At 65.8% G+C, this 22826-nt stretch carries 21 protein-coding genes and 1 tRNA gene; 9 read left to right on the top strand and 13 right to left on the bottom strand.

The window, feature by feature from the left end; all coding sequences use genetic code 11:
- Positions 1 to 27 precede the first annotated feature (27 nt).
- Entirely contained in the window at positions 28 to 1395 is a 1368-nt protein-coding gene (locus tag BRA471DRAFT_RS01555) for a cytochrome P450 (RefSeq protein WP_007604149.1), read from the bottom strand.
- Positions 1396 to 1429: 34 nt separating this feature from the next.
- Complete coding sequence (locus tag BRA471DRAFT_RS01550; protein ID WP_007604148.1) at positions 1430 to 2797, bottom strand: hypothetical protein; 1368 nt, start codon at positions 2795 to 2797, stop codon at positions 1430 to 1432.
- Positions 2798 to 2958: 161 nt separating this feature from the next.
- On the opposite strand from BRA471DRAFT_RS01550, the gene BRA471DRAFT_RS01545 reads away from it, so the two are divergent.
- Entirely contained in the window at positions 2959 to 4647 is a 1689-nt protein-coding gene (locus BRA471DRAFT_RS01545) for an MFS transporter (protein WP_007604147.1), read from the top strand.
- 25 nt (positions 4648 to 4672) lie between these two features.
- Here BRA471DRAFT_RS01545 and BRA471DRAFT_RS01540 read toward each other — a convergent pair whose 3' ends face one another.
- Both BRA471DRAFT_RS01540 and BRA471DRAFT_RS01535 read right to left on the bottom strand, forming a co-directional pair.
- A complete protein-coding gene (locus tag BRA471DRAFT_RS01540; RefSeq protein WP_007604145.1) occupies positions 4673 to 4885 on the bottom strand; it encodes a hypothetical protein in 213 nt (70 codons plus the stop codon).
- A gap of 165 nt (positions 4886 to 5050) precedes the next feature.
- Complete coding sequence (locus BRA471DRAFT_RS01535; RefSeq protein WP_007604144.1) at positions 5051 to 5377, bottom strand: hypothetical protein; 327 nt, start codon at positions 5375 to 5377, stop codon at positions 5051 to 5053.
- Between the two features lie 254 nt (positions 5378 to 5631).
- Here BRA471DRAFT_RS01535 and BRA471DRAFT_RS01530 point away from each other — a divergent pair, with 254 nt between their 5' ends.
- A complete protein-coding gene (locus tag BRA471DRAFT_RS01530; RefSeq protein ID WP_007604143.1) occupies positions 5632 to 6678 on the top strand; it encodes a polysaccharide deacetylase family protein in 1047 nt (348 codons plus the stop codon).
- A gap of 78 nt (positions 6679 to 6756) precedes the next feature.
- On the opposite strand, the gene BRA471DRAFT_RS01525 is transcribed toward BRA471DRAFT_RS01530, so the two are convergent.
- The 5 genes from BRA471DRAFT_RS01525 to BRA471DRAFT_RS01505 all read right to left on the bottom strand — a co-directional run bounded on the left by BRA471DRAFT_RS01525 (position 6757) and on the right by BRA471DRAFT_RS01505 (position 11344).
- On the bottom strand, positions 6757 to 7137 hold the full coding sequence (locus BRA471DRAFT_RS01525) for a hypothetical protein (RefSeq protein WP_007604142.1): 381 nt from the start codon (positions 7135 to 7137) through the stop codon (positions 6757 to 6759).
- A 152-nt stretch (positions 7138 to 7289) separates the two neighbouring features.
- A tRNA-Thr gene (locus BRA471DRAFT_RS01520) sits at positions 7290 to 7365 on the bottom strand.
- Between the two features lie 100 nt (positions 7366 to 7465).
- The gene (locus tag BRA471DRAFT_RS01515; RefSeq protein ID WP_007604140.1) at positions 7466 to 9265 is read right to left on the bottom strand and encodes a heme biosynthesis HemY N-terminal domain-containing protein; all 1800 of its coding nucleotides are present in this window, start codon (positions 9263 to 9265) and stop codon (positions 7466 to 7468) included.
- Positions 9266 to 9301: 36 nt separating this feature from the next.
- Entirely contained in the window at positions 9302 to 10528 is a 1227-nt protein-coding gene (locus tag BRA471DRAFT_RS01510) for a COG4223 family protein (RefSeq protein ID WP_007604139.1), read from the bottom strand.
- 69 nt (positions 10529 to 10597) lie between these two features.
- Positions 10598 to 11344 carry a uroporphyrinogen-III synthase gene (locus BRA471DRAFT_RS01505; protein WP_007604138.1) on the bottom strand — a complete coding sequence of 249 codons (747 nt, stop codon included), beginning with the start codon at positions 11342 to 11344 and terminating at the stop codon, positions 10598 to 10600.
- A 166-nt stretch (positions 11345 to 11510) separates the two neighbouring features.
- Here BRA471DRAFT_RS01505 and tsaD point away from each other — a divergent pair, with 166 nt between their 5' ends.
- The 3 genes from tsaD to BRA471DRAFT_RS01490 are packed head-to-tail and all read left to right on the top strand — an operon-like array spanning position 11511 to position 13983.
- A complete protein-coding gene (gene tsaD, locus BRA471DRAFT_RS01500; protein ID WP_007604136.1) occupies positions 11511 to 12584 on the top strand; it encodes a tRNA (adenosine(37)-N6)-threonylcarbamoyltransferase complex transferase subunit TsaD in 1074 nt (357 codons plus the stop codon).
- A gap of 2 nt (positions 12585 to 12586) precedes the next feature.
- Positions 12587 to 13567: an NAD(P)H-dependent glycerol-3-phosphate dehydrogenase gene (locus BRA471DRAFT_RS01495; protein ID WP_007604135.1), complete on the top strand. Its 981-nt coding sequence runs from the start codon at positions 12587 to 12589 to the stop codon at positions 13565 to 13567.
- Between the two features lie 2 nt (positions 13568 to 13569).
- A complete protein-coding gene (locus BRA471DRAFT_RS01490; RefSeq protein WP_007604134.1) occupies positions 13570 to 13983 on the top strand; it encodes an EVE domain-containing protein in 414 nt (137 codons plus the stop codon).
- 102 nt (positions 13984 to 14085) lie between these two features.
- On the opposite strand, the gene BRA471DRAFT_RS01485 is transcribed toward BRA471DRAFT_RS01490, so the two are convergent.
- A complete protein-coding gene (locus tag BRA471DRAFT_RS01485; RefSeq protein WP_007604133.1) occupies positions 14086 to 15165 on the bottom strand; it encodes an adenylate/guanylate cyclase domain-containing protein in 1080 nt (359 codons plus the stop codon).
- Between the two features lie 100 nt (positions 15166 to 15265).
- Here BRA471DRAFT_RS01485 and BRA471DRAFT_RS01480 point away from each other — a divergent pair, with 100 nt between their 5' ends.
- Positions 15266 to 15721 carry an SRPBCC domain-containing protein gene (locus tag BRA471DRAFT_RS01480; protein ID WP_007604132.1) on the top strand — a complete coding sequence of 152 codons (456 nt, stop codon included), beginning with the start codon at positions 15266 to 15268 and terminating at the stop codon, positions 15719 to 15721.
- Between the two features lie 13 nt (positions 15722 to 15734).
- Here the strand turns inward: BRA471DRAFT_RS01480 and BRA471DRAFT_RS01475 are convergent, their stop codons facing one another.
- Positions 15735 to 16904: a DNA topoisomerase IB gene (locus BRA471DRAFT_RS01475; RefSeq protein ID WP_007604131.1), complete on the bottom strand. Its 1170-nt coding sequence runs from the start codon at positions 16902 to 16904 to the stop codon at positions 15735 to 15737.
- Positions 16905 to 17304: 400 nt separating this feature from the next.
- Between BRA471DRAFT_RS01475 and acs the strand changes: the two genes are divergently transcribed.
- Together acs and BRA471DRAFT_RS01465 are read left to right on the top strand one after the other, a co-directional pair.
- Positions 17305 to 19251, top strand: a complete 1947-nt coding sequence (acs, locus tag BRA471DRAFT_RS01470) for an acetate--CoA ligase (protein WP_007604130.1) — start codon at positions 17305 to 17307, stop codon at positions 19249 to 19251.
- Positions 19252 to 19709: 458 nt separating this feature from the next.
- Positions 19710 to 20225 carry a L,D-transpeptidase gene (locus BRA471DRAFT_RS01465; RefSeq protein ID WP_035973481.1) on the top strand — a complete coding sequence of 172 codons (516 nt, stop codon included), beginning with the start codon at positions 19710 to 19712 and terminating at the stop codon, positions 20223 to 20225.
- A 56-nt stretch (positions 20226 to 20281) separates the two neighbouring features.
- On the opposite strand, the gene BRA471DRAFT_RS01460 is transcribed toward BRA471DRAFT_RS01465, so the two are convergent.
- Positions 20282 to 20869 (bottom strand): thermonuclease family protein, encoded by a 588-nt coding sequence (locus tag BRA471DRAFT_RS01460; protein ID WP_035973480.1) that lies wholly within the window; start codon positions 20867 to 20869, stop codon positions 20282 to 20284.
- A gap of 57 nt (positions 20870 to 20926) precedes the next feature.
- Positions 20927 to 21136, bottom strand: a complete 210-nt coding sequence (locus tag BRA471DRAFT_RS01455) for a DUF1674 domain-containing protein (protein ID WP_007604127.1) — start codon at positions 21134 to 21136, stop codon at positions 20927 to 20929.
- Between the two features lie 188 nt (positions 21137 to 21324).
- Here BRA471DRAFT_RS01455 and BRA471DRAFT_RS01450 point away from each other — a divergent pair, with 188 nt between their 5' ends.
- Entirely contained in the window at positions 21325 to 22671 is a 1347-nt protein-coding gene (locus BRA471DRAFT_RS01450) for an RsmB/NOP family class I SAM-dependent RNA methyltransferase (protein ID WP_007604126.1), read from the top strand.
- The last annotated feature ends 155 nt before the right edge of the window (positions 22672 to 22826 follow it).

Below are 22826 nucleotides of genomic sequence, written 5' to 3'. Positions count from 1 at the left end.
GCGGTGCCGTCAGGGCGCGGCGGCTCGTCACCGTGGCGTGATACGGAACCGCGGGGAGTGGTCCGGCTGCGTTGTGACGACGCCGAGCGGGATGACAGGGCTGGTATCGGCAAGCTCGACACGGAACGCGCCGATCAGCCGGCCCAGCGCCAGCACGGATTCGGCTTGCGCGAAGGGGGCGCCGACGCAGACGCGCGGACCCGCACCGAAGGGGAGATAGGCAAACCGATCGGGCGCTTCCGTCGACATGAAGCGTTTTGGAATGAACGCGTTCGGCTGATCCCACAGCTTCTCGTGCCGGTGCAGCAGCCACGGCGCGATCATAATGATGTCGCCCTTGCCGATGGCGACGCCGGCCGCGTTGTCCTTCTCGCGCGCGGCCCGGGCGATCAGGAAGGCCGGCGGATAAAGCCGCATGGTCTCCTCTATCGCGGCGCGGGTGAACTTCTGGCGATCGATGTCGGCCATGCTGTCGAGGTGTTCGCCACGCGTCTCGGAGGCAATTTCTTCCTGCGTGTCCGGGTCGAGGGCGAGCAGATAGAGCGCCCAGAACAGCGCGGTCGCCGTGGTCTCGTGACCCGCGAGGATCATGGTCGCGACTTCGTCGACCAGTTGCTCGTCCGAAAAACCCTTGCCGGTTTCGGGGTCGCGCGCCTCGTCCATGAGATCGAAAAGGTCGCGCGGCGGCGCGCCGTCTTGCTTGCCCATCTCACGCCGCTCGGCGATCAGCATCGCTACGAATTCGGTCCAGCGCTTGCGGAAACGGGCACGGGCAAAATCCATCGGGCTTGGCCAGGACAGCGGCAGCACCATGTCAAGCAAGTACGGCCGCCCGAGTCGGGCTCCATACTCCATGACGAAGTTGCGCAAGGTCGGACCATGCCGGTCCATGCCGAACGAGAACATGGTGCGTCCGGCGATCTCAAGCGTCATGCGCTGCATGATCTCGCGCAGATCGACCGGCTCGCTCGTTCGCCCGTCGAGCTTCGCGATGGTCTCGTCGAGCACCGCCGTCATGTGCGGAACGAGATTTGCCGTCGCACGCGGCGTGAACGCAGGCGCGAGGGTGCGGCGCTGAAACGTCCACGAATGACCCTCCGCAATCAGAAGACCATCGCCGAGCACGGGACGCAGCATGCGAATGCCCGCCGGGGTGCGCGAATAATTCTCGTAATTGCTGAGCAGGACATGCCGGATCGCATCCGGCCGGTTCAGGATGAAACTGTTGCGAAAGAAGAATCGGCCCTCGATGACGTCTTCCTCGTAGGCGCGCTGCCCCCAGGTTGCGATCATGTTCCGCTTGATCACGGCAAGCCGGGCGAGGAACGACATGTCGTCGGGCGCACGCGGCGGGGTCGGAGGGACGATGGGCCGACGCACGCTGGCGATGTTCATGGCTCGCTCCCGCAGAGGTGACGCAGGCAATTAGCTAGTAAGTCAGCTCGGCAATCGCAATCCTGTTCTCTTGGGCAGGCCAGGCGCGTGCCACAATTCGTTCTTCGCCAAATTGGGCCACGATGTTACGCCCGACCTCGCCGGCCGGAAGGCGCAGTGTTGCTGTCGAATCCGTGGGCACCCCCGATTTCACGTCCGCCGGCTCCTTGCCGTCGAGCAGCACCACGTCCCGCGGCAGGCCGAAATAACCGCGCGGACGCGACATGATCACCACAGCCCCGGCGTCCTTGTCCGCGGGCCCGAGCGGACGCGCGGCGCGCAGATGCACCACGTCAGACGAGCGCGGGAAGGGCGAGCGGTAGATGTGCGTCGTCGGCGCATCCGGCAATGACAAGACGAATTCGAGCGACCAGGAAGGTTCGACCTGCGCCGGGCCCCAGCGTCCGTCGGCGCCGGTCTTCGCGCTGTGGACGGCGCCGCCCTTACGCTCACCGGTTTCAGGATCGACCCGAAAGACATCGACGGTTGCACCGGCCACCGGCCGATTGGTCGGCGCGCCGCCCGGTGTGCCCGTCACGAGGCCGCTCAGCCTGATGCTCTGCTCCGGCACAATCGCGATCCGCGCGGGCTCGCGGCCAGCGATGAACTTGTAGATCTCGCGGAAGGCCCGGGGGTGAAATGCCACTTCGCGATGATCGAGTGCGCCGAGCACGAGGTTGGTGGCCCCCTTCAACTCCGGCCCTTCGACGCTGACGCCGGTCGGCGTACCGGGCTTGCCGATGAAACGGCCATCGGCTTGCGCGTATTTGTCCATGCCGTCGCTACGCAAGGTGAGGAAGGCGACACCCGGTGTCGCCTCGCTCTCGCCCTCGTTCAGGCCGCGCAAGAACGCGCCGCGACCGTTGAACTCGCTGTTGGGCTGGTCGTCGGTCGCGAACACGCCGTGATTGGGCGTGCCGCACAGCACGGCGTGGCTGACATCGCCGGCGCCGCCGTTCTTGATGACGTTGCGGATGGCATAGCCGCCGCGCGAGCTGCCGACCAGCGCCACGCGGGCCACGCCGGTGCTGCGCTTCAATTCGGCTATGGCGGCGGCGAGCTCGCGGCGCTGGTCCTCGGTCGAGGAGCGGCCCGCCTGCTCGACCTTGTCGTCACTTCGTGCATTGGGATCGGTGAAATTGATCGCACGCATGCGATCGCGCGCAATGCCGTTGGATTCCATCCGCCACAAGGTCGTCATCCAGAGCGCGTCGTAGTCGCCATTGCCGTGGACGAACAGGATCGGCGGCACCTCGCCCGGCGCAGCGGGTGCGGGTTGAGCCGATGCACCCGTCCGCAAGCTCGCAATTGCGAAGGGCAAGCTGCCGGCACCTTGCAAGATCGTCCGTCGCGACAGCTTCATCTGTTCCTCCCCGGCAAAAGCATCTCTGTGCACCGCTTATACCGACCTAACCACTGGACAGCGAAGGACTTTCGCAGGCATCACTGAACTTGCCGGAATCGCCCGAAGACCACTCCAAGACAATTTCAAGACCACTTCTGCCAGCCCATTTGGAAGGGGATATGACCGAGCAGACGAACCGCCAGAAAATTGCAGCCGACGGCATCATGGCGCCGCTGCGATACACCGTATTCCGGCGCATCTGGCTCGCCAGCCTGCTCTCCAATCTCGGCCTGCTGATCCAGGGCGTGGGTGCCGCCTGGGCAATGACGCAGATGGCGGCCTCGGCGGACAAGGTCGCGCTGGTGCAGACCGCCCTGATGCTGCCGATCATGCTGATCTCGATGCCGGCCGGCGCCATCGCCGACATGTACGACCGCCGCATCGTGACCCTGATCGCACTCATGATCGCGCTGACTGGCGCGACAGCGCTCACGGTCCTGGCCTGGCTCAACTACATTTCCCCGGAAACGCTGCTCGTCTTCTGCTTCGTTGTCGGCAGCGGCAACGCACTGTTCGGTCCGGCCTGGCAATCCTCGGTCAGCGAGCAGGTGCCGCCCGATGCACTGCCGTCGGCCGTCGCGCTGAACGGCATCAGCTACAACATCGCGCGCAGCTTCGGTCCGGCGGTCGGCGGTGTCATCGTCGCCGCGCTCGGCGCGGTGGCGGCGTTTGCGTGTAACGCGATCCTCTATTTGCCCTTGCTGGTGGTGCTGCTGCTCTGGCGGCGCAACACCGAACCCTCGCGGCTGCCGCGGGAGAAGCTCAACCGCGCCATGGTGTCGGGCTTCCGCTACATCACCAATTCGCCGCCGATCAAGATCGTGCTGTTGCGCACGCTGATGATGGGCCTGATTGGCGGTGCCATCATGGCGCTGATGCCGCTGGTCGCGCGCGACCTGCTGCATGGCGGCGCGCAGACCTACGGCATCATGCTCGGCGCCTTCGGGATGGGCGCCGTGGTCGGCGCGCTCAACATCCACGAATTGCGCAAGCGCATGAGCGGCGAAGCCGCGATCCGCGCCTGCACCATCTCGATGGCGTTTGCGATGGCCGCGCTCGCCGTGAGCACCGAGCCGGTGCTGACCGCGGCTGCGCTGGTGCTCGCCGGCGCGGTCTGGATGGCCGCCATAGCGCTGTTCAATATCGGCGTGCAGCTCTCGGCGCCGCGCTGGGTCGCCGGCCGCTCGCTCGCCGCATTCCAGGCCTCGATTTCCGGCGGCATCGCGATCGGCGCCTGGGGCTGGGGCCATCTCACCGACTATGCCGGCGTCGAGGTCGCGCTGCTGACGGCCGCCGGCCTGATGCTGATCTCGCCGGTGCTGGGAATCTGGCTCACGATGCCGCGCGTCGGCGCCCGCAACGAAGACGCCGACGTGCTGGCCGATCCGGAAGTCAAACTGTCGCTCACGGCGCGCAGCGGGCCGCTGGTGGTCGAGATCGAATACCGCGTCGCCCAAGAGAACGCGCGCGCCTTTCACAACGTGATGCAGGACGTGCAGCTCTCTCGACAGCGCAACGGTGCCTATGGCTGGTCGATCGCGCGCGACATCGCCGATCCCGAATTGTGGACCGAACGCTACCACTGTCCGACCTGGCTCGACTATCTGCGCCAGCGCAACCGCTCGACCCAGTCCGAACGCGCGCTGCATCAGGAGGCGATCGATTTCCACGTCGGCCCCGACCCGGTGCGGATCCGCCGCATGCTCGAGCGTCCGTTCGGCTCGGTGCGCTGGAAAGAGGAGACGCCGGACCAGGCAGCAAGTGAGGTGCTGCCCGTGGTCGCCACCGCGGCGGGAAGCAGCACTTAGGGTTTTGCGAGTCCGTAGCGACGTCTTACTGCCCGTGATCCGTCAGCACCTTGTCGCAGCCTTTGGTGAGCCGCGTACGGTTCTGCTTGAGGCAGGCGAGCACAGCCTGATCGCCATTGTTCATCACCGGGCGGCAGAAGCGCGTGACGTCGCGCGCACAGGCATCGTGACCGGGCTGCTGCGCTGACGCAGCCGATGCAAACAGGATCAATGGAATGATAAAAAGAAATCTGGTCATCGCGTAATGCCTCTTACCCGGAAGATGTGCGGGGGAAGCTAGAGCGACGATCCCGAAGCCGCAACGGCTTTATTGGCAGGCGGGCTTGCGCCGCCGCGTGGCTCCGGCATTCACGCCGGGCCATCGCGAGGGGAGCTGACCGACGCAACGACGCGATCGTTGCTGTTACTGACCGTCCTGGGCGTCAGCGACCTTGCGTGACGCGCCGCCCTTGGCGAGGTCCTTGTCCATCACCGCACGGCAACCGGCGCTCAGATCTGAACGATGCTTCATCATGCACGCCGTGATCTTCGGGATGTTCGGGATTTCCGACGAGCACAGACGGAAAGCGTCGCCGGTGCACTGCTGCTGCGCTTCGGACGAGAAGGCGAAGCTGGAGCCGGTCGAGGCGATTGAGAGGATGGCGGCAAAGCCCAGAGCCAGGCTGGTGTCGCGGATCTTGCTACTCAAGGACTTGGTGTTCAGAGACTTGGTGTTCAGCGAGTCGGTCATTTGAAGCTCCCATTGGCACCGCTGGAAGCGGGCCCGTTGTTGATGGGATTGACCATGCTCCAGCAAAACAGTTTCCACTGTGATGACGGTCACGGGAGGCCCACCCTCTGTGACCTCGGTCACGTTGGCGCACCTCGCTGAAATTCCTTGGGGATCCGCTGTCGCGTTGGTGTCACGTTAACCGATCCTTCGCATTAATGGCTCGGCGAGCGGGAAATTCCGCCGGTTTGGTTGCGTAATTGGAAAGAATGGCGATGCGTAATGCGTTGGGCCTGATGCTGGCCAGTGTAGTTGCGGCGGTCGTGATTGCCGCCGGCGGTTGGTTTTATTATTCCTCGCGCGCCGACCAGGCCGCTCCCAAGACGATTGCCGCCCGTGCCGCCGATCAATTGCCGGCACAGGCGAAGCTCGCCGCCAAGGACGACGTCGCGACCACGGCGGCCATTGCGGCCAAGCCGGCGGCAGCCGCCCCGGCGCCCGCACCCGCGCCGATGCCGGTGCAGCAGAAATCGACCTGCGCCAACCCCAACGCGCTCGGCGTCTCCCGCGTGGTCGAGATCGACACCACGGGCGGTCCGGGCTTCGGCTTCGATCATTTCAAGCAGTTCGACTTCCTCACCGACAAGGAGGTCGTGCTGACCTTCGACGACGGTCCCTGGCCAGTCAACACGCCCGCCGTGCTGAAGGCGCTCGCGGATGAATGCACCAAGGGCCTGTTCTTCTCGGTCGGCAAGCATGCGACCTACCATCCCGAAATCCTGCGCCAGGTGCTGGCCCAGGGCCATACGGTCGGCACTCACACCTGGTCGCACGTCAATCTGAACGGCAAGAAGATGACCGAGCAGATGGCCAAGGACGAGGTCGAAAAGGGCATTAGCGCGGTGAAATACGCGCTCGGCACCAACCCGGCGCCGTTCTTCCGCTTCCCGCAGCTGCAGCACAATCCGGCGATCGTGAGCTATTTCGGCACCCGCAACGTCGCGATGTTCTCGACCGACATCGACTCCTTCGACTTCAGGAAGGGCGCCACGCCGGAGAAGATCATCGAAACCGTGATGACCAGGCTCGACAAGCTCGGCAAAGGCATCATCCTGATGCACGACTTCCAGAAGCATACCGGCGAAGCGATGCCGGCGCTGCTCGCGCGGCTCAAGGCCGGCGGCTACAAGGTCGTGCAGATGAAGGCCAAGACAACACTCGACTCGCTGCCGGAATATGACGAGGCGCTGCTGAAGGATATGAAGGTGCCGACCTCGAGCGCGCGTCCGATCGGGAGCGTGGTGCAGACGGTTTCGCAGTAACGCGCCCGATCAGATCCAAAACTTCTCGCGTCATGGCCGGGCTTGTCCCGGCCATGTCCTTTTTGGGACCAATGCCCCTTACCAGTAGATGCCGTGTCGATGCAGTTCGCTGATGATGCGGCCTTCGGTCCATGTACGCTTGTGCTTCGGCTTGTCCGCCTTGGCCGTCGTCTTCGCGGCGGGTTGGGTCGTCGCGGGCGCTGAGGTCGTCGTGGTCGTGGGTGTGGCGGCCGCCGCAGGCGTCGTAAGCGAAACCGCCGGCGGGCGATCGAGATATTTCGGAGCTTCGACAGCAGGCGCTGCTTCGCTCACCTGTGTCGGCGTGGCAGCAAGCGCCGGCGCCGTTTGCTGAACCGAAGCCTGCCCGTTGGCAGAGGACAGCGACAGGCTGCGCGGTCCTTCGGCCTGGGCAGATGCAGAGACCAGCACCATGGCGGCCACCAGAATGATCTTGCGCATATGAAATCTCCCCGTGTTTGGCGTGCTCGAAACACTACGGGAGACGGGCCACAGGTTATGTGATTGCGATCACTCATGCTGCCGTGCGTTCACGGTGACCGAATGCCCCGGTCAGAACGCCTGGCTTGCGGAGAGCAAATGAGCTGGGGCGCTGGTGCCGCAAGAGGGATTCGAACCCCCGACCCCGTCATTACGAATGACGTGCTCTACCAACTGAGCTATTGCGGCGAACTCTGCCGGGGCCCGCGCGAGGCCGGTCCCGATACGCGCGCTCCTGATATCGGGCGGGGCCCGAATTGGCAAGGTGGCGCCGGCTCCCAAATGCCGCTCACCCGCCCCAGCGAGACCAGAATCCGCGCCAGCCGCCGGCCTGGGCCTTTGCATGGTCCCTGGGCGTACCGATTTGTTCCGTAAATTCATCGCTCGGACCTTCGTCATCGATCCCGGGATCATCCGGAGCGCGGACGATCGGGATGACGGCGGGAATAGGTGCTGGTGCAGGTTTGCCGAGGTCGGCGCGTGTCCTGAACACCGGCGTCGCCGCCGCGGGCGATGATTCGGCGACCTCAGGGGCCGGTTTGACCGGCTCGGCTGGCGTGACGGCCGGCTCTCCCTTGACGGTTTCTTTGGCGGTCTCCTTGGCGGTTTCCTCTAGGATTTCCTGGGTCTCAAGGGGCGGCGAATTGTCCTGCGCGGCAGGCGCCGGATCCGGCGCGATGACAGCCGGTTCCACGGAGCTCTCGCTCGGGGCAGCCGTCACCCGCTTCGGCGGCGGGGCGGCCAGCATGGCTTCCTCGAAGGCCGAGGATTCGATCGTGTCGCCCTTGCCGGAAGGAAGGCTAGCGACCGGCGTTTGCCACTGGAAGGCGTCGAGGCGGCCGGTGACCGGGGAAACCGGACGCCAGCGATCGCTGACATAACCGTCCGCGGTCCAGGCCGGATCATGGCGGGCGCGCACCGCGCGCAAGGTCCAGGCGCGGGCCCGGCCACCGTCACCATGCTCCGTGCGCTCGAGCTCGGCCATCAGCAGCGCCACGCGCTGGGTCGGATCGTTGACGTAAGGCGCCAGCACCGCGCGCGCACGGGCGAACTCAGACGCATCGATCGCGGCGCGCGCGATCGCCAGCTGGCCCTCGACATAACCAGCCTTGTCGGCAGGAATCTTGGCAGCGAGCGTCTCGATGCGCTGCAAGCGCTGCCGCGCGGAATCGCCGAGCTTCACATGCGCATAGGCATCCGCAAGATCAGGATGCGGATTGGCGAGCCAGGCGGTTTCCACCAGCTTCATGGCGCGTCGCACCTGATGCGCCTCGCTCTCGAATTTTGCAGCGAGCACCGCGGCCGGAACCAGGGTCGGCGCGAGCTTGACCGCCTGCATCACGCTCTCGCGCGCGACGTCGCGGTCCATCGTTTCCAATTCCAGCGCGCGGGCGGCGAGCAGCACGCCGCGCTGCCGGCGATAGGCCTGCTTGTCGATCAGGCCCGCGGACAGATTCGAATCGAGGATCGCGAGCGCGCCACTCCAGTCACCGCGCGCGCAGCGGAAGCCGAGCACCGCCTGCGAGGCCCAGGTCGAGGACGGCGACAGCTTGATGGCTTCCTCGGCGATCATCACCGCGCCGACCGCATCGTCGGCGCGCTGCGCCTCGATGAACAGGCCGCGCAGACCGAGCAGGCGCGTGTCCTCGCGCTCGGCCATGGCACGGAAGACACGCTGGGCCTCGTCGCGATTGCCCTCGAGCTGCGCGGATTGCGCATGCAAGAGAAGCGCAAGCGGATCGTTTGCGGCCAGCCGCCGCGCGGTATCGGCGTGACGACGGGCAAGCGCGGTGTCGCCATGGCCGATCGCAAGCAGGCCGTGGGTGATGGCGTGGCGACCGCGAGCATGACGCCTTTCGTGACGACGGCGGCGCAGACGTCCCGGAGCGCGCCAGACCATCGTCAGCAGGCTCCAGACCAGCACGACTGCCGCGGCAAAGAGGCCAAGCAAGAACACGAATCGGGGAAGCGTTGTTGTGACGCGGAAAGCGCCCGCGGTCAGGACGAGGTCGCCGGGCTGATCGGCAACCCAGGCCGCGCCGGCCGCCGCCAGCGCGATCAGGACGAGGAAGAGGACGATGCGAAGCATGACGATCCCTATACGCGCTGATTGTTGCGCGAACCTTTATTGACCAGGCTTGACGAGATCCGCCATGGCGGCGTCGGCGAATTTGCGTGAGGCGGCGAGCGCGGCGTCACGGGCATCGGCCTTGTCGAGCCAGGCTTGCGCCGGTGCACGATCGGCCTCGGGCAGCGTCTTCAACTCGCGCCGGGCCTCGACGAAATCGTTGCGCAACGCAGCCGCCGTCACCCGCGCGACGATGGCGCCGCGATCGTTGCCGACCCCATCGGTACGCTCGATGCGGACGAGTTTTGACGCCCCCGCTTGAAGGCGCTCGACAATTCCGGTGCCGCTGGCCGGGGCTTCCGCCGGCGGCGACAATTTTGGCACGATGTTGAGGAGCTCGCGACTGAGCGCAACCGGCGTCGGAATGCCTGACGATGCAAAGGTGTCGAGCGGCTTCAGCATATCCGGCTTTGCTGCCAGCGACCGCGCCGCAGCGAGTTGCGACACATAAGCGTCACCGTGGCGAACGGCGACGTCGAGCAGGGCTGCCGCCACCACATGGCGCAGCGGCTTGTCGTCCGTCGCCTTTGCGTCGGCGATCTTCTCGCCCTGCTGTGCGAGTTCCGCACGTTCGGTCTTGCTGGCACGCTCGAGTTGCGCGAGGCGGTCGTTGAGAGCGGCAAGATCAGGCGCGGCAGCGCGCGGCGCCGATGTCGCGTCGTTCAGGGCGCTTGCCGTTTTGTCGGACTGCGTGCGCAGATTGGCGATGTCGCTGCGCAGGCTCGTTGCGGATTTCTCCAGCGCGTCGATCCGCGCCACCATGGCCGGATCGGCGGCAGGCTTGCCCGCCTTGGCTTCGACCGCGGCAACGCGTCCGCTCAGCGCGTCGACGGCTGCGCCCGTAACTTGCGGAGCAGCCGGCGGCGCCTGCACCGCAGGCCAGCCCAGCATCCAGCCGACCGCGATCACAATGGCGGCTGCGACGGCGCCGGAGAACGGAGCGATAACCCAGGGTGAAATCGACGGCGAGACCGACGCGGACGCAACGGAAGATTCCTCTTCGGCAGGTTCGGGCTGCGGCTCGGCATTGGCTTGTTCGGACTTGTCTACTTCAGACTTGCCCTGCTCATGCGCGGCCTGTTCGGTCGGGGCCTGAGGCTCGCCCGCCACCTCCTGCGGCTGGGTCGAGACTTCGGTTGCCTCGAGGTCGATGGTGGGCGGGATGCGCTTGGCGCGGCCGGACTCGGGAGCCAATCCTGCGTCTTCAGGCTTGTCGTCGGCCATCGTGACGGTTCCTCACACTTACCTGCCTTGAACGAACGGATCCGATTGCGTCGGATTCGGCCCGACCTCTTACGCCAAACGGGTGCGCAAAGCACGCTCCAAGGTGTCAAATAAGGCATTTTCGTCCGGCGTCGCCGCCACCAGAACCTGCGAGGCACCGGCCTCGCGCAGCACGCCGGCGACCGTCTCGGACAGGCAGCATTGCGGGATCGCCAGAGCCGAGATTTCGACACCTTCCGCCCGCGCGGCCTCCAGGAAAGCCCGCGCGCTGCGCCGGGAGTAGTGCAGCACCGCCTCGATCCCATGGGCGGCAAAACCCTCACAGACATCGCGCGGCAACAGCTTGACCGGGGCCATGCGATAGGTCGTCTGCGTGACGACGTTGAAGCCTTCGGCGCCCAGCTCACCGCCGAGGTCGCGCGAGAGATCCGCGCCCGCGAGATAGAGCAACGTGCTCTTTTTCTTCAGCCGCTTGTCGCGCGCGCTCTGCATCACCTTGTCGCGCAGGGCCGCGGCGTCGCCGCCGGCGACGATCACCTCGGCAAAGCCGGCATCGCGCCCGGCGGCGGCCGTGTGCTCGCCGACGGCGAACAGCGGCAGTTGCAGGAGACCAAGGTCCGGTAATTGTGACGCGACGGCACGGATCGCATTGGCCGATGTGACAATGACGGCGCTGTAGCTCGTTTCACTCTCGTCATGGAAGGCGACCGGCTCGAACTTGAGCACCGGCGCGAGCAGCACCACATGACCCCGTACACGGAGATTTTGCGACGTCGCCTCATTGTCGGGATGCGGCCGTGTGACAAGAATGGACATCGCTTGTGTTCCCGAACCACGTGGCGGTGGCGCTTTCACGAGGAACGGCCGCGCGTGACGATTGCGTTGGCCGACCCCGGAATGCTACCGGACGTACCAGAACTCTGCTTTGCGGATCAGCGCAAGGGGGGGGTGAGAAGGGCGCAAATTGGATAACAATTCGCCAATGCTGGTACTGGGCATCGAAACCACCTGCGACGAGACCGCCGCGGCGGTGATCGAGCGTGCGCCTGACGGCAACGGCAAGATCCTGTCCAATATCGTATGGTCGCAGGTCGAGGAGCATGCCCGTTTCGGCGGCGTGGTACCGGAGATCGCGGCCCGCGCCCATGTCGACCTGCTCGACGGCATCATCGACCGCGCCATGCACGAGGCCGGCATCGACTTCGCCCAGCTCGACGGTGTCGCGGCCGCCGCGGGCCCGGGACTGATCGGCGGCGTCATCGTCGGGCTCACCACCGCGAAGGCGATCGCGATGGTGCACGGCACGCCGCTGGTCGCGGTGAACCATCTGGAAGCGCATGCGCTGACGCCGCGCCTGACCGACGCACTCGAATTTCCCTATTGCCTGTTTCTCGCCTCGGGCGGCCATACTCAGATCGTTGCGGTCACCGGCGTCGGCCAGTATGTGCGGCTCGGCACCACCGTCGACGATGCGATCGGCGAGGCCTTTGACAAGGTCGCGAAGATGCTGGGGCTGCCCTATCCGGGCGGGCCGCAGGTCGAGCGCGCAGCAGCCAGCGGCGATCCCGCGCGCTTTGCGTTTCCGCGGCCGCTGCAGGGACGCCCCGACGCCAACTTCTCGCTATCGGGATTGAAGACGGCGGTGCGCAACGAAGCAAGCCGGTTGGCCGAGATCACGCCGCAGGACGTCAGCGATCTCTGCGCGAGCTTCCAGGCCGCCGTGCTCGATTCCACCGCCGACCGATTGAGCGTCGGTCTCAAACTTTTCCGCGAGCAGTTCGGTGCGCCGCGTGCGCTGGTGGCGGCCGGCGGCGTCGCCGCCAATCAAGCGATCCGCGGCGCGCTGCATGACGTTGCGAGGAAGGCCGGAACACAACTGATCATGCCGCCGCCGGCGCTCTGCACCGACAACGGCGCGATGATCGCCTGGGCCGGCGCCGAACGTCTCGCACTCGGCATGACCGACACGATGGAAGCACAGCCCCGCGCGCGCTGGCTGCTCGATGCGAACGCGACGGCACCGGCCGGATACGGCAAGACACGCGCGGGATTCTAGCAATGACAGCGTTCCGATCGGTCACGGTGATCGGCGCGGGCGCCTGGGGCACGGCGCTGGCGATGGTGGCGGCGCGGGCCGGACGGAACGTGACGCTGTGGGCGCGCAATCCCGAGCACGCGAAGCGAATCGCATCGAGCCGCGACAATCCGCGGCTGCCGGGCATTCGGCTTGCGCCGGAGATCATCGTCACGAGCGACCTGGGCCTCGCCGCGCGCGCGGACATGCTGCTGATCGCAGTGCCCGCGCAGCATCTGCGCGGTGCTGTCAACATGCTCGCCTCGCACCTGGAAAAGCCGGTGCCGATCATTGCCTGCGCCAAGGGCATCGAGCACGGCACCCATAAATTCATGACCGACGTGATCGCCGAGGCCGCGCCTCACGCGCAGCCGGCGATCCTATCGGGCCCGAGCTTTGCCGACGATGTCGCGCGTGGCCTGCCGACCGCGGTCACGCTGGCGGCGAGGGAGGAAGCGCTGGCCAACAGCTTGGTGCAGGCGCTGGGCTCGACGACCTTCCGGCCCTATCACTCCACCGATGTCCGCGGCGTCGAGATCGGCGGCGCCGCCAAGAACGTGCTGGCGATCGCGGTCGGCATCGCGGTCGGGCGCAAGCTCGGCGCTTCCGCCCAGGCCGCACTCACCACCCGCGCCTTTGCCGAGCTGACACGCCTCGGCCGCGCGCTCGGCGCACGCAGCGAAACACTCACGGGCTTGTCTGGCCTCGGCGATCTGATCTTGACCTGCTCGAGCCCACAATCGCGCAATTTTGCGCTCGGCCTGGCGCTTGGCCGCAGCGAGCAGCCGCCCACCGGCAAGCTTGCCGAAGGCGAATTCACCGCGCCGGTCCTGATCGAGCTCGCGGCTTCGCAAAACATCGAAATGCCAGTATCGGAAGCCGTCGCATCGATCCTGACCGGCAGAAGCACGATCGATGCCGCGATCTCGGGGCTGATGGCGCGACCTTTCAAGGCAGAGGAATGAAGATGGCATACTGGCTGGTGAAATCCGAACCATCGGTGTGGTCCTGGGACCAGCAGGTGGCGAAAGGCGCCAAGGGCGAAGCCTGGACCGGCGTGCGCAATTACACCGCGCGCCAGAATCTCGTCGCCATGAAGAAGGGCGACAAGGCGTTCTTCTATCATTCCAACGAGGGCAAGGAGATCGTTGGCATCGCGGAGATTATCAAGGAAGCCTACCTCGATCCGACCGACAAGACGGAAAAATTCGTCTGCGTCGACATCAAGGCCGACAAGCCGTTGAAGAGTCCGGTGACGATGGCCGCGATCAAGGCCGAGAAGAAGCTCGCCGACATGGCGCTGGTGAAATATTCGCGCCTCTCGGTGCAGCCGGTGACGGCCGACGAATGGAAGCTCGTCTGCAAGATGGGTGGGATGTAGTTGCTGCTGTAGCCCGGATGGAGCGAAGCGCAATCCGGGAAAGTCTCCATGTCGCACGACCCCGGATTACGCTTCGCTCCATCCGGGCTACGATATCCGAGCTTACGTTTCCGGAAGCGCAAACACCTCGCATGGCGCGGCAATGCCGCGCAGCAAATGCGATCCGAGCGCGATCAGAGGCATGTCCGTCTCGGCGGCGAGCGCGCCCGACACCAGCACGGTTCTGCCGAGCGGCTTGCACAATCCTTCGAGCCGGCTGGCGAGATTGACGGCGGGACCGATCGCCGTGAAATCGAGCCGGTTGGCGGCGCCGATATTGCCCCATAGCATCTCGCCGAGATGCAGCGCCGCACCGAACGCGAGCGGCGGCAGACCTTGGGCACGGCGCTCCGCGTTGAGATACGTCATTCCGGCTTCGGCTGCGCTCGCGGCACGCAGAGCTGCATCGCACGCTTGGCGCGGTGACGCCCCGACCACCGGAAAGATGGCGAGCACGCCGTCGCCGATGAATTTCAGCACCTCGCCGCCGAAGGCGTGGATCGCGCCGGCGATTCGATCGAACCATGCATCGAGCGCCGCGATGACGCCGGCAGGTGGCGTGGTTTCCGACAGGAGCGTGAAATTGCGCAGGTCGGCATAGAGCAGCGCGGCCTGAATGGTCTCGCCGAGATCGCGCCGCAGGGGTGCCGCCAGCACCCGCTCCGCGCTGCGCTTGCCAAGATAGGCATCAAGCGTCGCGCGCAACGTGGCGCGCGCGGCAAGCACCGCAAGGGGCGTCGCGGCAAAGCGCGCGGCCTGGCGCAACTGCTCGGTCTCGTCTGCGGTGAACGGACGCGGCCCGATCCAGCCGAGCAATGGCCCGTCGGGCCGTCCGACCGCGTCTTCGTGCACCTCACCGGCCGCGATGTCGCGCAGCCAGCGGCGGCCGGCATCGTTGGGCGGGTCGGGCGCGAGGCCGCCTGGTGCGAAGCCGAGCGCTTCGATCACCCGGCCGTTCTCCGCGCGCCACAACCAGGTCCGCTTCGCGATCAACGGATGCGGCACCCCCAACGTCAGGCTGCCTGCCGCAAGCGGCACGCCGTCGGCGACCAGATGTGCGCCGAGATCCGCGAGCAAGCGGTCGGCCCCGGTGCTATCGGCGGCGACATCGACAAGCCAGGCGAGCGTCGGCGAGAGCTGCATGGCCCGATCATGGCGAAGGCAGGCCCTCTTTGTCACGGGCAATCCTTGACGGGCCGCCCGAGGGCCGCCATGTCCCACAGTCAGCCAGGGATGATCGCCGATGACCGAACCGTTCATAGTGCGACGCGAGACCCAGATCGCCGCCCCACGGGCCACCGTTTTCGCTTACCTGACCGACCCCGAGAAGATTTTGAGCTGGATGGGTTCCGACGCGACCACGGAGCCGCATCCCGGCGGGCTATATCTGCTCAAAGGCATCGGCCCCCGCGGCGGCGTCGCCCGCGGCGCGTTCCGCGAGGTCGTGCCGGTGCATCGGCTCGCCTACACGTTTGGATGGGAGGGTGGTCAGGAAGTGCCGCCCGGCTCGAGCCTGATCGAGATCGACCTGATCGAACGCGACGGCGGCACATTGCTGCGCATGACCCATAGCGGGCTGCCGACCGAGGAACAGGCTGCCGCCCACGCGACGGGATGGGCGCATTATCTGGGACGGCTCACGACCGCAGCCGCGGGCAGCGATCCAGGTCCCGACAACGGCGTATCCACCAAGGCGTAGCGACAGAAGAAGGTCAGACCGCCGCGGTCGCCACCACCTGCTGCAAAAGCTGCTCGCGCCTGGCCTGCGAACGCTGGCCCTTCATGGTCGCGGCGAAGCGTTCGAGGATGCCGTCTTCGAACGCGGTGACGATGGTGTCGTGAACATAGCTCTTGCGGCAGATCGCCGGCGTGTTGGAGAGCTGATCGGCAGCGCCCCGGATCGCCTCCAGCACCTGCTTCTTGCGGCCACGCTGGCTGGTCGCGGGCGTGATCCGCGACAACGATTCCACGACCACGGCAGAGGCCATCAGCGTGCGGAAATCCTTTAGCGATATCTTGATGCCGGCGATCTCGCGCAGAAACGCGTTCACCTGCGTGGTGCTGACCGCGCGCACGATGCCGTAGGCATCGCGATACTGGAACATGCGCTTGCCCGGAACGCCCTGCAAAATCCCGATGGCACGCACGAGCTTGGCCGCGTCGCACTCTTTGCGTACCGCCTTGCCGCCCTTCGCCTTGAAGGTCAGCACGAAGCTGTCGTCTTCCAGCGAGACGTTGGACTTCAGCAGCGTGGTGGCTCCGCGGGTGCCGTTGAGACGGGCATAGGATTCGTTGCCGGGGCGGATCGCGGTGCGCGCAATCAGTTCGATGACGGCCGAGAGCGCGAATTCGCGGGTCGGCTCGTCGCCCGACAGGAACGCCGAGACCTTGCGCCGGATCTTGGGCAGCGCGCCGACGAGTTTTTCCAGACGATGCGCCTTGCGTTGCTCGCGGACCTTCTCCCAATCGGCGTGATAGCGATATTGCAGCCGGCCCGCGGCATCGCGTCCCACCGCCTGGAGATGCGTGCTCGGATCGGCCGAGTAGCGCACCTCGCGATAGGCCGGCGGCACCGCCATGGAATGCAGCCGCCGAATGATGCGGGCATCGCGGATGTGGACCCCGTTGGGTCGCACGAACGAATAGCCCTTGCCGCGCCTGATGCGGCGAATGGTCAGCTCGTTCTGGTCACCGAGCCGCAGGCCCAGTTCCCTGGCGAGGGCCTCGACCGTCGTCGCAGGTGCCGTGTCGAACGCTTTTTTCGGGCTGGGACGGCCGGAACCGGCCGGCTTCGGCCATTGTCCGAGGGCTTTGGCCAGCGCAATGGCAGCAGGATCGGCTGAAGCGGGCCGCATCGTCCCGAAATTCCGCTGATCCATCATAGTCTTATGCCTTTGCCCTGTCTGTTATCGGTCAATGCCGCTGTTCTGATTTTTGTTCCATGGGGTCTCGTTGGACCCGGGTTGGCCATTTAGGGTGTTCCGAACCGCATTGCGAGTCCCGAATCAGTGAGAGGCGGTTTCTAAATACCTCTGCACGGTGCATGGCGCTCTGCGCGGGCCCCTTCCGAGGATCTGGGTAAAGACCCGAAAGCCGCCCGTCGCCCTGTTTCAAAACTGCGACAGTCGCACGAAACGGCTTGATCCTCCGCATGGCAGGCTGCTCGCCGAAGGTCCAGCTTGTGCACCTTGTCGGGTCCGGTTAGCCCGACGCATAATCGGTTCAAGGATCAAGTCGGCTCGCCAGTGGTCTGCGCTCGGCTTGCCGCATGTGGAGGGAAACATGTCCGAGAAGATCTACGACGTCCCCGCGGAATGGGCGAAGCGCGCCTGGGTCGACCAGGCCAAATACAAGGACATGTACGCCCGCTCGATCTCGGACCCGAACGCCTTCTGGGCCGAGCAGGCCAAGCGCATCGACTGGATGCACGCTCCGACGAAGATCGAGAACGTCTCCTTCGCGCCGGGCAACATCTCCATCAAATGGTTCGAGGACGGCATCCTCAACGTCGCCCATAATTGCATCGACCGGCATCTCCACAGCCGGGCCAACCAGACCGCGATCATCTGGGAAGGCGACGATCCCTCGCAATCCCGGCACATCACTTACAAGGAGCTGCACGACGAGGTCTGCCGGATGGCCAACATCCTGCGCACCCGGAACGTCAAGAAGGGCGACCGCGTCACCATCTACCTGCCGATGATTCCGGAGGCGGCCTACGCGATGCTGGCCTGCGCGCGGATCGGCGCAATTCACTCCGTGGTGTTCGCCGGCTTCTCGCCCGACAGCCTCGCGCAGCGCATCAACGACTGCCAATCCAAGGTGATCATCACCGCGGATGAGGGCCTGCGCGGCGGCAGGAAAGTGCCGCTGAAGGCCAATGTCGACGCCGCGCTCGCCAAGGCAGACGGCGTCGACTGGGTCGTCGTGGTCAAGCGCACCGGCGGCGCGGTCGAAATGAATCCCTCGCGCGACCTCTGGTACCACGACGCCGCCAAGATGGTGACGACCGAGTGCCCGGTCGAGCACATGCACGCGGAAGATCCGCTGTTCATCCTCTACACCTCAGGCTCGACCGGCCAACCCAAGGGCGTGCTGCACACCTCCGCCGGCTATCTCGTGTTCGCCGCGATGACGCATCAATACGTCTTCGACTATCACGATGGCGACGTCTACTGGTGCACCGCCGACGTCGGCTGGGTCACCGGCCACAGCTACATTCTGTACGGGCCGCTCGCCAACGGCGCGACCACGCTGATGTTCGAAGGCGTGCCGAATTACCCGGATAATTCGCGATTCTGGAACGTGATCGACAAGCACAAGGTCAACATCTTCTACACCGCGCCGACCGCGATCCGCGCGCTGATGCAGAGCGGCGACGCGCCCGTGAAGAAGACCTCGCGCGCCAGCCTGCGCCTGCTCGGCTCGGTCGGCGAGCCGATCAATCCGGAAGCCTGGGAGTGGTATCACCGCGTCGTCGGCGACGACCGCTGCCCGATCGTCGACACCTGGTGGCAGACCGAGACCGGCGGCATTTTGATCACGCCCCTGCCCGGCGCCACGAAGCTCAAGCCGGGCTCGGCGACGCAGCCGTTCTTCGGCGTGGTGCCCGAGATCGTCGACGCCGACGGCAACGTGCTGGACGGCGAGACATCAGGCAATCTGTGCCTGACGAGGTCATGGCCGGGCCAGATGCGCACGGTCTATGGCGACCACGCCCGCTTCGAGCAGACCTATTTCTCGACCTACAAGGGCAAATATTTCACCGGCGACGGCTGCCGGCGCGATGCCGACGGTTATTACTGGATCACCGGCCGCGTCGACGACGTCATCAACGTCTCCGGCCACCGCATGGGCACGGCGGAAGTCGAGAGTGCCCTGGTCGCACACGAGAAGGTCTCGGAAGCCGCTGTGGTCGGTTACCCGCACGACATCAAGGGCCAGGGCATCTACGCCTATGTGACCCTGATGGCCGGCATCGAGCCGACCGACGAACTGCGCAAGGAGCTCGTCACCTGGGTGCGCAAGGAGATCGGCCCGATTGCTGCGCCCGACCAAATCCAGTTCTCGCCCGGCCTGCCAAAGACCCGCTCCGGCAAGATCATGCGCCGCATCCTGCGCAAGATCGCCGAGGACGAGCCGGGCAGCCTGGGCGACACCTCGACCTTGGCCGATCCCGGCGTGGTCGACGACCTCGTCAAGAACCGACAGAACAAGAAGTCCGCGTAAGGCAGTCTCGTGCCCCGGACGCAGCGCAGCGCTCTTTAGCGGTGCGCTGCTGAGCCGGGCCATGCAACGGCAGACACTGTGGCTTTCGGGGTCCCGGCTCGGCGTCGCACCGCTTCGCGTTGCGCCGCGTCCGGGACACGGACCGCCTCCCGCATCACCGCCCCTGAAACAACGGCCGTTCACATCGTCACGCACTTGTCAGGCCGCGCCCTGGCGCCCGGGCATCTTTCCGGCCGAGTGTTGTTTTCAGGTCATTTACTTTGTTTCGAACATTTCCTTTGTTCCCCCTGCTGGCTGGCCCTTGGCGGCCGTGCGTGGAAACCATCCGGTTAACAGGCGCGGTTAAGAATGTCGCCTGACAAGGACTTGCGACAAGACTTGCGACAAGGACTTGGCGAGCCAGCGATTGCCGGTTTTGCGTAATTTTGGACGGTCCGTTCGGGGCAAGGGGAAAATCGATGTCGATGAGGATTGCTGTGGCGCTGGCCGCCACCGTCGGGGCTGGGGTCTTGATGTCGACGGCGGCGCAGGCGCGGCCGGAAATGGTGGGGACACACCTGGCCGACTATTCGCCGGGCACCATCGTGGTCAAAACCAACGAGCGTCGGCTCTATCTCGTTCTCGATAGCGGCCACGCCGTGCGCTACCCGGTCGGCGTCGGCAAGTCCGGGAAGCAGTGGGCCGGCACCACCCGCATCGACGGCAAGTACCGCAACCCGGCCTGGGCGCCGCCCGCCGAGGTGAAGCGCGACAAGCCGACCATCCCCGACGTCATCCCGGGCGGCTCGCCACGCAATCCGATGGGCGTCGCGGCGATGACGCTGTCCGGCGGTGAATATGCCATCCACGGGACCAACGTGCCGGGCTCGATCGGCGGCTTCGTCTCCTATGGCTGCATCCGCATGCTCAACGACGACATCACCGATCTCTACAGCCGCGTCTCGGTCGGCACGACGGTGGTCGTGACGCGCTGATCGCCGGCATTGGGGTGAGACGGCAAGAGCCGCGTCTTTCGACGCGGCTTTTTTTGTCACCAGAAGCGCCAGCTCCGCGTGCACCAGCCGTCGCGATGGCCGCCATTGTAGCTTCGCGCGTAACCGCCGGCGAGCAACGCCGCCGAGACACTGGCCGTGCGTTTTGTCGCGACGTCGGCGAGAACGCGGCCATATTTATCGGAGCCGAGATTGGTGATCACCACGCCACCTTGCCCGAGCAGATCGCGCAATGCGCGGGCCGCGGCTTCGGCCTTGTCCAGCTCCTGCTGGCAGGAGGCTTTCATCTCGGGTGCATCGATGCCGCGCAGGCGAACGCGCACGACGAGATCGCGGCCGTTGCGCTGACGAACGCGTGCGAGAAAGGTGTCGCCGTCAATGGTGCGAACGACCTCGACCGGCTCACGGACGTCAGGACTTGCCTGCTGTAAGATGATTTCGGCGTCCCGCGATTGACCGTCAGTCGCACGAGGGAACGGCCAGTTCATCCCGTGCCGGAACGTGAACACCACGGCCACCACGATTCCGACCACGAACATCCACGGCAACAGGCCTGAGAAACGGCGACCGAATGGCGAGCCGCTGTATGAAGGCCGATATGGATGGCTTGGATCGAAACGCGACATCCGCGCACGCTAGGGCTGAGTCGGGCAGTCCGGCAAGCGAGCCTCAAAAGACAAGCTTCAGAAGTCGGAAGCGATGCCTTTGCGCTCCCAATCGCCATAGCGGGTCGGCTCGGGTCCTTTTGGGCCCTGCAACTCCTTTGGCGCCGCCTGGCCGTCATTTTTGGCTCGGACTGCCGCAGCCTGCCGGCGCGCTTCGGCCTCGGCCAGCGCACGCTGGGCGGCCGGCGTGAGCTGCTTGCGGTCGGAAACGGGAGGCTGGTCACTCATCGCTGGGCTTTCTAGCGCAGGGCGAGGCACAGCGCGACGCCCAATAACGCATTCCTGAAATCGGGCCCGGAGGGCTGAAAAAGCCGGAAGCGATTCTTACATTTGGCATATTCGCGTGCGAGAGATCGCTTTCTCAAGGCATGCGCCCGTATCGGCGGAACTGCCGCCCGCTAAGAACCTTAAGCCGCATGCCTTCTCAACGTTTCGCTCCTCCATCCGAAGTGCCCGGTCTCGCGGCGCGGCGGATTGCCGCCGACATCGTCGACGGCGTGCTGCAAAAGCACCGCACGCTTGACGAGCAGCTCGACGGCAGCGGCGCCCATCCCGGACTGAAGACGCTCCCCGACCGCGACCGCGCGCTGATGCGCCGCCTGGTCGCCACCGTGCTGCGCCGGCTCGGCACGCTCGGCCATGTGCTGTCCCGCTTGCTCGACAAAGGCATTCCCTCCGACGCGCCGCGCGCGCAAAGCGCGCTGTTGATCGGCGCCGCCCAGATCCTCTGGATGGACGTGCCCGATCACGCGGCCGTGGATCTCTCCGTTCGCCTTGTGCAATCCGACCGGCGCGCCGCGCGCTATGCCGGCCTCGTCAACGCCGTGCTGCGCCGCTGCGCCCGCGAGGGCAAGGCGCTGGTGGACGAGGTTGCCGCGCAGTCGCTGGACCTGCCTCCCTGGATGCTCGCGCGCTGGAGCGCGCATTACGGCGAGACAGTCGCAAGAGACATGGCGCTCGCGCTCAGCCACGATCCTTCGCTGGATCTCACCGTGAAGTCGGACGCCGCGCAATGGGCGAGCCGGCTCCATGGCGAAGTGCTGCCGACCGGATCGGTGCGTACGGTGCTGCACGGTGCGGTGACCACGCTTCCCGGCTTCGCCGAAGGACAATGGTGGGTGCAGGACGCCGCCGCTGCGCTGCCGGCCCGGCTGTTCGGCGACATCAAGGGCAAATCCATCGCCGATCTCTGCGCCGCTCCCGGCGGCAAGACCGCGCAACTGGCGCAGGCCGGTGCGCACGTCACGGCCATCGACCGCTCGCCCGCCCGGGTGGCGCGGCTGCGCGAGAATCTGACGCGGTTGTCGCTCCAGGCCGAGACCGTCGTCGCCGACGCCGCAGAATGGGCGGGTCCTGCCGAGGGCTTCGACGGCGTCCTGATCGATGCGCCCTGCACCTCGACCGGGACGATCCGCCGCCACCCCGACGTATCCTGGCTTCGGCAGGAATCCGACATCGCCGCAATGACCGCGCTCCAGCGGCGGCTGCTGCAAAAATCGGTCTCGCTGCTCAAGCCCGGCGGGACGCTGGTCTACTGTACCTGCTCGCTGGAACCCGAAGAGGGCGAGCATGCGGTCGCCGCGCTGCTGGCCGCAGAGCCTGGGCTTCGCCGGGTTCCGATCGATGCGTCCGAGGTGTCGGGACTCAGCGAGATCGTCACCGCCGAGGGCGATCTGCGCACTCTGCCCAGCCATCTGCCGAACGCAGATCCCAAGCTCGGTGGGCTCGACGGATTTTTCGCGGCCCGGCTCGTTAAATCCTGATTTTGCACTGGATTTTGCAACCACGGCGCTGATTCGCGTCGTTCAAGGTGGTGTCGGCCGTCCGATTTTGGGATTAATAAGGATTCGTCGGAATCCTCTCCCCCATCAAGGCAAGGCGTGTCGGTCGCTCAACGCAGACGTATCTCGACGCTGGT

It is taken from the genome of Bradyrhizobium sp. WSM471 (assembly GCF_000244915.1).
Lineage (GTDB): Bacteria > Pseudomonadota > Alphaproteobacteria > Rhizobiales > Xanthobacteraceae > Bradyrhizobium.
Note: the sequence above shows the minus strand (reverse complement) of the source record. Positions and strands in the feature narration are given on the sequence as shown.

What these genes read in the sequence shown, in the direction of transcription:
- BRA471DRAFT_RS01555 (WP_007604149.1), bottom strand. Translation starts at nt 1,395, where the DNA reads ATGAACATCGCCAGCGTGCGTCGGCCCATCGTCCCTCCGACCCCGCCG.
- BRA471DRAFT_RS01550 (WP_007604148.1), bottom strand. Translation starts at nt 2,797, where the DNA reads ATGAAGCTGTCGCGACGGACGATCTTGCAAGGTGCCGGCAGCTTGCCC.
- BRA471DRAFT_RS01545 (WP_007604147.1), top strand. Translation starts at nt 2,959, where the DNA reads ATGACCGAGCAGACGAACCGCCAGAAAATTGCAGCCGACGGCATCATG.
- BRA471DRAFT_RS01540 (WP_007604145.1), bottom strand. Translation starts at nt 4,885, where the DNA reads ATGACCAGATTTCTTTTTATCATTCCATTGATCCTGTTTGCATCGGCT.
- BRA471DRAFT_RS01535 (WP_007604144.1), bottom strand. Translation starts at nt 5,377, where the DNA reads ATGACCGACTCGCTGAACACCAAGTCTCTGAACACCAAGTCCTTGAGT.
- BRA471DRAFT_RS01530 (WP_007604143.1), top strand. Translation starts at nt 5,632, where the DNA reads ATGCGTAATGCGTTGGGCCTGATGCTGGCCAGTGTAGTTGCGGCGGTC.
- BRA471DRAFT_RS01525 (WP_007604142.1), bottom strand. Translation starts at nt 7,137, where the DNA reads ATGCGCAAGATCATTCTGGTGGCCGCCATGGTGCTGGTCTCTGCATCT.
- BRA471DRAFT_RS01515 (WP_007604140.1), bottom strand. Translation starts at nt 9,265, where the DNA reads ATGCTTCGCATCGTCCTCTTCCTCGTCCTGATCGCGCTGGCGGCGGCC.
- BRA471DRAFT_RS01510 (WP_007604139.1), bottom strand. Translation starts at nt 10,528, where the DNA reads ATGGCCGACGACAAGCCTGAAGACGCAGGATTGGCTCCCGAGTCCGGC.
- BRA471DRAFT_RS01505 (WP_007604138.1), bottom strand. Translation starts at nt 11,344, where the DNA reads ATGTCCATTCTTGTCACACGGCCGCATCCCGACAATGAGGCGACGTCG.
- tsaD (WP_007604136.1), top strand. Translation starts at nt 11,511, where the DNA reads ATGCTGGTACTGGGCATCGAAACCACCTGCGACGAGACCGCCGCGGCG.
- BRA471DRAFT_RS01495 (WP_007604135.1), top strand. Translation starts at nt 12,587, where the DNA reads ATGACAGCGTTCCGATCGGTCACGGTGATCGGCGCGGGCGCCTGGGGC.
- BRA471DRAFT_RS01490 (WP_007604134.1), top strand. Translation starts at nt 13,570, where the DNA reads ATGGCATACTGGCTGGTGAAATCCGAACCATCGGTGTGGTCCTGGGAC.
- BRA471DRAFT_RS01485 (WP_007604133.1), bottom strand. Translation starts at nt 15,165, where the DNA reads ATGCAGCTCTCGCCGACGCTCGCCTGGCTTGTCGATGTCGCCGCCGAT.
- BRA471DRAFT_RS01480 (WP_007604132.1), top strand. Translation starts at nt 15,266, where the DNA reads ATGACCGAACCGTTCATAGTGCGACGCGAGACCCAGATCGCCGCCCCA.
- BRA471DRAFT_RS01475 (WP_007604131.1), bottom strand. Translation starts at nt 16,904, where the DNA reads ATGATGGATCAGCGGAATTTCGGGACGATGCGGCCCGCTTCAGCCGAT.
- acs (WP_007604130.1), top strand. Translation starts at nt 17,305, where the DNA reads ATGTCCGAGAAGATCTACGACGTCCCCGCGGAATGGGCGAAGCGCGCC.
- BRA471DRAFT_RS01465 (WP_035973481.1), top strand. Translation starts at nt 19,710, where the DNA reads ATGTCGATGAGGATTGCTGTGGCGCTGGCCGCCACCGTCGGGGCTGGG.
- BRA471DRAFT_RS01460 (WP_035973480.1), bottom strand. Translation starts at nt 20,869, where the DNA reads ATGTCGCGTTTCGATCCAAGCCATCCATATCGGCCTTCATACAGCGGC.
- BRA471DRAFT_RS01455 (WP_007604127.1), bottom strand. Translation starts at nt 21,136, where the DNA reads ATGAGTGACCAGCCTCCCGTTTCCGACCGCAAGCAGCTCACGCCGGCC.
- BRA471DRAFT_RS01450 (WP_007604126.1), top strand. Translation starts at nt 21,325, where the DNA reads ATGCCTTCTCAACGTTTCGCTCCTCCATCCGAAGTGCCCGGTCTCGCG.